Origin of the sequence: Aquamicrobium segne, from assembly GCF_042656785.1 — a bacterium.
GTDB lineage: Bacteria > Pseudomonadota > Alphaproteobacteria > Rhizobiales > Rhizobiaceae > Mesorhizobium > Mesorhizobium segne.
Genome location: NZ_JBHSLL010000031.1, coordinates 1 through 9,573, shown reverse-complemented (window position 1 = coordinate 9,573; position 9,573 = coordinate 1). Strand labels below are relative to the sequence as shown.

8 protein-coding genes are annotated in these 9,573 nt (G+C 58.8%); 4 read left to right on the top strand and 4 right to left on the bottom strand.

The genetic code is table 11. From position 1 onward, the window contains the following. Positions 1-208: hypothetical protein (locus tag ACFPLB_RS11035; RefSeq protein ID WP_378229557.1), on the top strand; the 208-nt coding region annotated here is incomplete at its 5' end. Positions 209-654: 446 nt separating this feature from the next. Here ACFPLB_RS11035 and ACFPLB_RS11030 read toward each other — a convergent pair. From ACFPLB_RS11030 to ACFPLB_RS11020, 3 genes are read right to left on the bottom strand one after another with little or no spacing between them, the layout of a single operon-like run. Next, a complete protein-coding gene (locus ACFPLB_RS11030) occupies positions 655-3,090 on the bottom strand; it encodes an AAA family ATPase (RefSeq protein WP_378229555.1) in 2,436 nt (811 codons plus the stop codon). Next, positions 3,087-3,674 (bottom strand): hypothetical protein, encoded by a 588-nt coding sequence (locus tag ACFPLB_RS11025; protein ID WP_378229553.1) that lies wholly within the window; start codon positions 3,672-3,674, stop codon positions 3,087-3,089. Before ACFPLB_RS11025 ends, ACFPLB_RS11030 begins: the two co-directional genes overlap by 4 nt. Next, positions 3,671-5,314 carry an SIR2 family protein gene (locus ACFPLB_RS11020; protein ID WP_378229551.1) on the bottom strand — a complete coding sequence of 548 codons (1,644 nt, stop codon included), beginning with the start codon at positions 5,312-5,314 and terminating at the stop codon, positions 3,671-3,673. Before ACFPLB_RS11020 ends, ACFPLB_RS11025 begins: the two co-directional genes overlap by 4 nt. A gap of 838 nt (positions 5,315-6,152) precedes the next feature. Here ACFPLB_RS11020 and ACFPLB_RS11015 point away from each other — a divergent pair. Together ACFPLB_RS11015 and ACFPLB_RS11010 are read left to right on the top strand one after the other, a co-directional pair. After that, positions 6,153-6,776, top strand: coding sequence for a hypothetical protein (locus ACFPLB_RS11015; RefSeq protein ID WP_378229549.1), 624 nt, complete (start codon positions 6,153-6,155; stop codon positions 6,774-6,776). Beyond that, the gene (locus ACFPLB_RS11010; protein ID WP_378229547.1) at positions 6,773-7,132 is read left to right on the top strand and encodes a hypothetical protein; all 360 of its coding nucleotides are present in this window, start codon (positions 6,773-6,775) and stop codon (positions 7,130-7,132) included. The genes ACFPLB_RS11015 and ACFPLB_RS11010 overlap by 4 nt, the downstream gene beginning before the upstream one ends. A 9-nt stretch (positions 7,133-7,141) precedes the next feature. Here the strand turns inward: ACFPLB_RS11010 and ACFPLB_RS11005 are convergent, their stop codons facing one another. Then, a complete protein-coding gene (locus ACFPLB_RS11005; protein WP_378229545.1) occupies positions 7,142-7,954 on the bottom strand; it encodes an AbiJ-NTD4 domain-containing protein in 813 nt (270 codons plus the stop codon). 546 nt (positions 7,955-8,500) lie between these two features. Between ACFPLB_RS11005 and ACFPLB_RS11000 the strand changes: the two genes are divergently transcribed. Further along, positions 8,501-9,286, top strand: coding sequence for a competence protein CoiA (locus tag ACFPLB_RS11000; protein WP_378229543.1), 786 nt, complete (start codon positions 8,501-8,503; stop codon positions 9,284-9,286). The last annotated feature ends 287 nt before the right edge of the window (positions 9,287-9,573 follow it).

The window sequence follows — 9,573 nt, the reverse complement described above, 5'->3', positions numbered from 1 at the left end:
TGAGATCGTGGAGGATTTTCGTGACCTTTCGTCGCAAAGGTTAAAAGTGGATCTCGGCCGCAGTGTTGCGCGAGCCATTCATGACAACGATCCAAATGCACTGCTTGCTTTAGCGCTCGCATATTGCGTCTGGCGTGATGCTCGGATTCCTGATGATATACTGGATGATATGGCAGAGATCATGATCGTTTATGGTGCGCGCGGTTGAGCTTCCGCTGACGACGACAAGCAGCAACATCAACTTGCTGCAAAATCCTCAGAAATCTTCCGTTTGTTTGATCTGGTCAAAGTCTGGTTTGGGGTGGAAAGCGGTCTGGCAGAATTCGGGCGACTACGTCGTGAAAGCCGCCGTTCGCGCGTTCAGTAAACTTCGACGGCAACGCGCCGCTATTCCGGTCGTTGCGACTATTCGGAACCGCCGCCGAAAGTAGACATTGCCTTCTTTCCAGAACCTGGCGGCGGCTGTCCAACCGGGCTGGGCCGTCAGCATCTTCGCTGACTACGCCGTTCGAAGGACCATGTTCGTCGATTCTGCTCTGAGACGGCACGTCCCAAAGGTTTCCGGCTCACCCTCCAATCTGTCTGCGCCAATTCTGGTATTTGTCGCCAGGTTCAGGGTGTTGCACTTTGAATGTCTTCTTCCTGGTGCGTAGGTTAGGCAGCAAGTGCCTTATCGTCCTCAAACGCATAGAAGTGAGGATCCGCTACGGCGTCGCCGGCGAAATTGCGACTGATCTCCACGGTAATTAAACTGTCGCCAGCAAAGGCTGGGCTTAATTCAAGCGTTAGATACTCGAACAGCGCACGCTCGTGCACAGCGATCACGACTTGCTTGCCGAGACCCTTGGAAAACGATCGCAGCAGAGCTGCAAACTGGGCGATGTGAACATCATCCATCGACTGCACGGGGTCGTCGAGCACCAACCATGGCAACTGCGACGGCATCGACAGGTTAAGCGCAAGGAACAAGGTCAAAGCCGCGGTGTTCAAATTGCCCTGGCTGAGCATGGCGCCGGGAGGTCCAGAGTACTGCCCTGACCTATGAAACGTCTCGAGCACAGCCTCCACCTTGCCATCCCCCTGATCGGGAAGCCGAAATTGCGGAATGAACTGCTCATTGGGAGCAAGCCGAACGAACAGGTCGCCCCAGACCTTGTTGAGCGACTCGCTGAAAACGTCGCGGACGATCCCCGAACGGACATGGGTTGCTGCGGTCGCTATGGCCTTGGCCTGCTCCCGCACCTCGCCAATAGACGAAAAGGCACCCTTCATCGTCGCAACGCGCCTTTCCAGCTCGGTGGCCCGCGCTACTCGGTCCGACAGCAGCTGTGCCTCGCGGGCATACTGGTCGAGTTCGGTCTCGACCGAGACGCGCGACGAAAGTTTCGCCTGGACGGCCTTGAGACGGCCCGAAAGCGCTGCGGTTGCCGCCTCGAGGGCCTCTCGCAGGCCCGAAAAGTTCGTCGTCGGTCGGCCGGTTGCTCGTTCCACCGCATCATTAATCTCGGGAAGCAGGGACGCCGACTGCAGCCCCGCGCGTCTCGTGCCGGCAAGGCTCCGCCGAGCATTATCGAGGCGGACGAAGAGGCTCTGCCCGTCAGCGGCATCGCGCTCCAATGGTTCAAGCCTTGACCTGATCGACGCGATCGTGGACTGGCGTCGGCGCAGATCCACAAGCGCGTCTGGCTGCAGAACCAGCCGCTCGGCAGTCGCCTCGTCCCGCCGCGCCGTCGTCAACCGCTCGCTCTCCGATGCACGCTCTGTCGAGAGCGCCTGCAGACGCCCTGCCTCCGACGTGAGGTTTGCTATTGTGGCCGCAATGTGCGCGGTCAGGGGGCCACTATCGACCTCCGCGTAGTCACGGTTGCAAACCGGGCACATGTCCCCTTCGACATGCGGCGCGATGCCCGCAAGGGCCGCGGCCAAGGTCCGAGCATCCTTGGCGCCCACTTCGAGCGCCTTGTTGATCTCACCAATACGTGTCGTCGTCCTCTGGATTATTGTTCTCGCTGCCGTCAGCTGCTGACTCGCCGCGCCGTGCTGGTCCAGTAACCGCTGGCAGCGATCGACTTCGTCGACGCACCATTTCAGAGCATCCTTGACCTGATCCTCGACGTTGGCGCCATCGAGTGGCGAAAGCTCGGAATGGAATTCTCTGAGGACCTCCAGCGCCTGGGTGATCTGCGCTCCAGGGCCGTTCAGCCACGTCTCGTACTCGGACCCGATGGTGGCAGCACCCCGCTCCAGCGCCAAGATTTCGGCGTCGGGACTTCCTGCCGAAGTCTGCTCGATACGGCTCAACAACGAGCTCACTTCCGAGCTCTGCTGGGCGACGCTGGCGAGTTCGGCCTGATCCTTGTCCCCCTCTCCAACCCAAGCCCGCAGTGCGGCGGCATCGAAACCGGCACTCACCTTTGCGGTGGGGTCCAGAACGGCAAGCAGTTCGTTGAGGCGGGAGATGCGCTGCGTTGTCGCCTCCCGGGCGGTCTCGATGCCTAACCGTTCTCGCTCGAGCTGCTTGTCGAGCAGATCGCGAGCGTCTTCAAGCTGCTTATAGACCGGAGCAAGCTTCCGTATACGGGTAACGTGGAACGCATGATCAAGGCCGTCCACTAAGGCGTCGAGCGCGTCGAGGCGCAGCAGCTCCTTCACGAACTCCGTCAGCCGCGAGTTCGTGGTCTTCTTCTGGTCGTAGATGTCCAGAAGCCGACCCAACACTGCCTGCGGCAGGTAGCAGCGCTCCGCAAAGAAATCGGCATCGGCGGCATTGAGCACCGGCGTCGCGTCGAACGAACCCGGAGCGAACGTGACCTGGCCAGCGCCGGTCGAACGACCCTGCATCCCTTCAACGGCAAGCTGGATCGAACCACCAGGCGTGTCGATATGGGTTAGGAAGTCGTGGTACTTCGACTGGTCCTCAAGATGGGAAATGGAACCTGTAAGCCCAAGCTCTATGGCCGACATTAAGCTGGTTTTGCCCATACCGTTGGTGCCGTGAACCAGCACCACCTGCGCATCGAGTGGAATGACCACGGATCCTCGCATGGAACGGAAATTCTGGATCGAGAGCGACTTCAACCGTGGGGTCATGACTGCGCCGCTCCGTCCTCGAGCACCTTGTCGGCAAGCGTCGAGATCTCTAGGGCAAGCGCCGCCTCCACCGTCTCCTTGCCCCCTTCGGCCAGCTGCACGAATCGGGCGACAGCCGGCTTGTCATCGGTGTTTTTAAGCTGCTTTTCGAGGTTGGCCTTCCAGTCGGCTAGGTGCTCGACCGGCGGCGGGCTCTTCAGCGGCAGCAGCACGGCCAGCCAGTTCCGCACCACTTCTTCCGCCATTGGCCCTGTCGGTGCGCCGACCGGCAGCACGCGGCAGACGCGACTGATCGAGTTCACTAGGTCGTTGTCGGCCTGACCCGATGTCAGAACGGCGGTTACAGATCGCTTCGAGCTCAGCACATCGAGCGCACGGGTAAAGGCGAGGACCGACCGCGTGACATGTGTGTCTTCGGACGCGCCGGTGAGTTCGATCACGATGACAAGGTCGTTGGCCTTCTCGCGGGCCACCAGCACATGCGTGAAATCGAAAGCCTGCGAACCGATCCTGATCGACTTGCCGAGCGATCGATAGCCACCCTCCTTTGTCAGGATCTCAAAGACCGTTTCCGCTGTCGTCATAGACCGACCTCAGAGTTGAATCTGCTCTGGACCTCGTCAAACGATGCCGAACCCTCGAGCAGGTCGCTCACGCTAACATAGCGCGGCGGTGCCTTACCTGTCCGCCAAGACTTTGATGGGCTTCTCTGCTGCCGGGGCGTGACCTTGCGCGAGCAGATGACGACGACGTCGTCGTCTGCCTCGCCGAATGCCCCGGACGCGACGAGCTGGTTGATGTTGTCGTCATTCGCGGCGAGAAACACGCGGGCCTGGGCCTTCGGAGCGACAAGTCGCAGGGCCCCGCTCGTTGAAAGCTCCGGATCGTCGATCGCAACCGACCATTGGTTGGCGACAAGCCCCTTGCCGATCAGGCCCAGTGCGGCGGCGGCTTCCGGTCTGCCGGAGAACCCAACCGCCGGGTCCTGCTGCATCAGATGTGCCGGCTGCGTACTCAGCGGCATGTAGGGGCGGCGGCCAGCGCTGCCCGGACCCCCGAGAAATTGTTCGGAGACCCGGCCCATCAACGCGGCAATTGTTCGGGTACACTCGTACCGGTTGGCGTTCCCAGCCTGCGCCGCGGCACCCTCAAGCGCTTTCAGGCCATCGACGAGGCTCTGCTTGCCCGCAGCACCAAGGGCTGGCGACGTTAGCAGACTTGCGAGAGCGGCAAGCTTGCCGAACATTGTTCTGAGCAGCAGCGCCAGCAGCAATGGTTTTCCGAAGGCAGGCAAGGTAGCATCCGTCCGAATTTGGTCGCGGTTGGCCTCATAGTCCCCCTGGTACGCACCCTCGAGGATAGATTTTTGTCCCTCAGAAAGCTCCTGGGCGGCAAACACGATCGGCGCCGGGACGGAATTCCAGACCCAACCATTCGCGCCGAACAACTGCTGGATGTTGGTGTCCTGTCCGGAGAGGCCGACCATCAGCGTTCTTGCACGCGCAATAAGTGCCCGGAGCTGTCCCCGCATCTGTTGGAAGCGCTGGTTCTGCGCCCAATGCGTAATGGCTGCTTCTCTCGCCACGAGCAGTGGCCGGTACTCGGCTTCGTTCGCAATTGCCCGGTTCGCGCAGCCATGGAACTTGTACAATGTCCCGATCCCCAACGGTCCCTGCAGGTCGCCCCCGGTGACGGCGACGCGGAACGTCTCGTTCGGCCGACCGAGTTCAACCATTGCCGCTTCCAGCAGGCCATCCCAGTTGGCCGTGGCAAGATCCGTTACCACGCCTTCCAAAACCAGCATGCCGATTGCCAGGTGCTCGGCGTCGGCCTTCTGCGCGGCAAATGTCGTCGCGAACTCGAGGACGTCCCATAGCAGGTAGTCGAAGGGCCGGTCCTGAACCTCGGTGCCCAGCACCTTGGAGTACTTCTTCCAGAGCCGGTCAATGAGTGCATCGTGGATCGGCCATGACCCGACCGGTTGCGCGAGGTCAACTTGTGCTCTCTCGTCGGCAGACAGGTCGGCAAGACCAAGGATAGCGTCGAAGGCGCTATGGTGATCACAATCGGCGCCGGTGATGCGCAAGCGTAGGTTCTCGAGCAGCTTGGACAGTACGCCGTCCAGCCCGACCACGCGTTCCCGCGAAATGCCAGATCCCAACCAGAGAGCGTACTGCCCAGCCTGAAATCCCTCGGAAAAGCTCTTCTGCGGACCGTCGAGCAAGTCGATCGTTTCCGCGATTGTGATAGTTGACGCTGTCGGCAAGGTGCCCCCCTCCACACCACACCTATCGCGACGGGGCGACAGTTACCATTAATATTTGAAGAATACTCGGTTCCCAAAATCCATCAACGTTTATCGGTCCGCCGAAGCAACGATTAGTGCGCTTGTTACGACTTCTAGTGGAAATAGACGACTGGATAACGGTTTCTGTCAGACCAAGGTACGTCGCGCACTGGATGTTGCATAAGTGTATTCTTACAGCGACATCGCGGGTTCCGGTTCCGGTTTCGGGCACTAGCGCCGCTACGTCCGCTTCTCGTTTGAAATGTCCCGATTGCCGCCATTCCGCTAACGGCCCCATTGCTGGCGTCTCTTCGTTATTCCCTTGGCCAATCAAGGTCTAGGTGTCGACATCGAAGACGCATTGCTTTTGGCAGAGCAAACTGAGATCTGAAATTGTAGAGGCCATCCGGCCTGCGGATGGCCTCTACTCATCTCGGGAGTATCTGGCATGATCGATCTTCGGGGTAGGTTGCGGACCGTCCGATCTGAGCTCCCAGCCTTGGCAAAGCGGACCGTAAGAAACCCTGCATGCCTCGTGAGCGGAGGCCTGGATCATTACGCAGGATCCAGTACCGGCGCTGGAGCGCTAGGTTGCCGTTCCGGCAACCTGCACCACGACAGGGCGATCAAAGTCATTTCAGCGATGGACGAGGCCAACAGGCGGCGGGAGCGCGGAACCGCGGTGCGGGCCGCGACTATGGGTCACGATGCTGTAGGACGAGCTTCCGTCTTGCTGTTAAGTTGCGGCAAGAATCATGCGACTCGCGGAATCTAGATGCAGTTCAAGTCGAGAAATATGCGTGCATTGGCCGAGTGCGTGATCGGTGACAGCGCCCACTTCCCGTATCGATCGAGCAAATACATCACAGAGTTCTTTGAGGACTGTGACCTGCCTTTCGTCCATGACGGATCGACCCGTTGGGCATGGGCGACGAACCGCCTGACAGAGCTATTGGCAGAGCCTTCACCTCAGCCATACACGCTACCGCCGCGGTTCGTGCATGTCATTCGAGTTTTGATGGACAAGTCCGAGGCAGTTGACGATGATCTAGACCGCGCGAAAGCCTTGGAAACCTTGAACGTGCCCTTCAAGAAGGAAGGCTACCAAGCCTACTTCGACGATACTGGAACGCTCCAGATCCGGCACATCGCGACGAAGAAAGTCTCCGAGGCCTCGAACCCACATCGGCCGTTGGCGCCCGAAGAGGTAAAACGCCGCGAGCAGCTGGCAGCATACCTCGACGTCTGCAGTGAGGACCAGCTTATCGAGGAGGTCCTCCTGCCGATGTTCCGGCAGCTCGGATTCCACCGCATCACGGCCGCCGGACATGCCGACAAGCAATTGGAATACGGCAAGGACATCTGGATGCGGTACACACCCTACCGACCATGCATGTGATCTACTTCGGCATCCAGGCTAAGAAGGGTAAGATCGACTCTTCCGGGGTCACTAAGACCGGCAACTCCAACGTGGCCGAGATTCACAACCAGGTCTCGATGATGCTAGGCTACGAGATTTTTGACCCCGAACTCAACCGCCGCGTCCTAGTCGACCATGCGTTCATCATTGCCGGAGGAGAAATCACAAAGCAGGCCAGGAACTGGCTTGGGGGCAAGCTCGATCAGAGTAAGCGTGCACAAATACTATTCATGGATCGAGAAGACATTCTGAACCTGTTCGTGGTGATCAACATTCCATTGCCGCCGGGTGCCGTGCCGGAGGTCAGTTGGCTGTCGGACGACGTCCCCTTCTAGACGGCGCAGCTACCGACCGGACCGGGCCTTCTCTCGAAGCAGGTAGACGCTTACAGCCGCAGCCACCGTGACCACCAGCTCGCCTTCCTCGAATTGCGGGTCGCGTCCCTCGAGCAAATGGCGCCCTCGTTCGGAGGTGAAGCCCCATAGTTTTCTAATCGCGTCGTCCATGGGCTTGGGTAAGTTCAACCGGCCAATGATCGGCCCAAGCGTGTCGGTGGTGGCGTCGTATTGCCGGGCAACACACTCCAGGGCGGCCATCCCGTGCTGGATCGCCCCGGAAACGTCAGGCTGGGGGCGCCTGGATATATCCTTTAAAGCTTCGTGAATTTCGTTCGCGGCCGTTGGCGCACCAGACGCAGTCATGGTGGAGACGGCATCCTTGGTGGCGATTTCGAAGACTTCGGAACCCCTGGCGACGATGCGGCCGCCCTCCATCTTCCAGCCAATGCCGTGCTCGCGGAATACCCCGTTCAAACGGCGAGCGAACTCCTCATCTTTGCCGCTGTAGTTGTAGTTTCCGAGCATCTTCGCGTAGATCCGCTCCGCGAGGTCGTAAATCTTATACCAAGGGGCGTCATTGATAAGGTATTGGACTTCATTCTCAACGTTGCCCTGCGACCAGTTGTTCGGATCCGGTCGGCGCAACAGCACTCCACAGACAATGTCGCGCATACTGTCAGGACCGATGCCGGAATCGTAGCCGAGCATGAGGACGGCATCCCGCACGACATCGGGCGCGTCTTCGCGAACGGTGATCTCCGCGTCTGGAGCCTGGAAGCCAAAGCGGTCAGAAAATAGAGAATCTCCAAACGACGACATGATCTTTTCCTAACGCCAAAATTCGCGACCATCAGGCCAGCGTCCAGCTAAACCCTCTTCAATCAAGATATCGCCAACGTCGCGGCTGGCAATCCGGATCGTATCACACGCCTATATCTGTCCTCACCATATGTCTCCACTATGAAGGGATTGCCGCACAAGAGATATTGGAGCGCGCGCCCTGCGGTAGCTATCCTCTTCCAGACGTCAACCGCTGACTGTCTGCTCACGGTTCCAGCTCTGCCGTTCGGACTAACGAATGGCAAATTCCGGCGACGCCGGAAGCTTCTCGAACTGCGGCAATGGGGTCGGGTCCGGCCACTTCGGGGTGGATTGTGGATATATTGCTTCTAGGAAGCCGACCCCACGCAAGCAGACGTTCGCTAGGTTTCCGCTGCCGACTGCTATGCGTCCGTTAGCCGTTGAGCCATTTCCGAAACGGCACTATCATGAGATTTTGCAGATCAAGTGAGATCGATCATACAACTCGCATTATTGAACGGCGAACCTGTCGAGGCGTTTCCTCGCGGCAAGGCAAGCTGCCCCATGTGCGGAGCCGTGATGCTCGCTAAGTGCGGGCCGCGTGTTATGCATCATTGGGCTCATGAAGGGCAACGCGACTGCGACCCGTGGTGGGAGAACGAAACCGAGTGGCACCGAGAATGGAAGAACCATTTTCCCGTATCGTGCCGCGAGGTTTCACACACGGCTCCCGATGGCGAGATACACCGCGCCGACATCAAGACGCCCACTGGTATCTACATCGAAGTCCAACATTCCAGCATGACGGACGCCGAGCGCATTTCGCGCGAGACGTTCTATCAAAATCTAGTATGGGTCATCGACGGGCGGAGTTTCCGGGACAACTTCGACCTCTACCATATGCTCCCCGATCCGAAGTCGAAGATGGCGGCTGATCTGGTGTGGTACCCGGCTCAGCGCGGCATGAATGGAGCGAGCGATGGCGTCTTTTGGAGGTGGTCTGAAAATCCCGATGCCATACAAGGAACCGGATCAATGGTTCTCGTTCATCCCCTCCGCGATATTCACCGCGAGGTGATGGCAAATTATCATGGCCATCAGCAATATGATTGGGTTCGGCCTCGTAAGACTTGGCTTAGCGCAGGTTGTCCGGTCTATGTCGATTTCGGTGACGATTGGCTGTTTCGGTTGGAGCAATATGGCGAGTCGAACCTGCGCTGCGTGTTTCGCGTCGCGAAGCGCAAATTTCTCCACGACGTGATGGTCGAGACACGCAGCATCGACATTGCAACTCGCTTCCACCCAATCGGAACGACCGCTTTCGGGTCACGAACCGATTGCCACGAATGACCAAATGGGGGTCGGAAACGGACATCGCTGTTCTTCAAGATACCGCTGTAACGTAGAATCGGCGACGGGCTATCTCACCCAATGGAGTGCCGCAATTGACGGCATATTGAATCATAGAGTGTAACCGGCGGAGTATGTCGGACTGGTCAGCAGACAGGTCATCTTCTCACCATGCAAGGCCTCATGCCCATGCCTTAACTGATTTCTCGCGATCACCGTGCTCGAATAGCATATGGCTGAGTGCGTGATCCCTCATCTATGAGCGTTTTGGTGAGCAGATAGTCAAA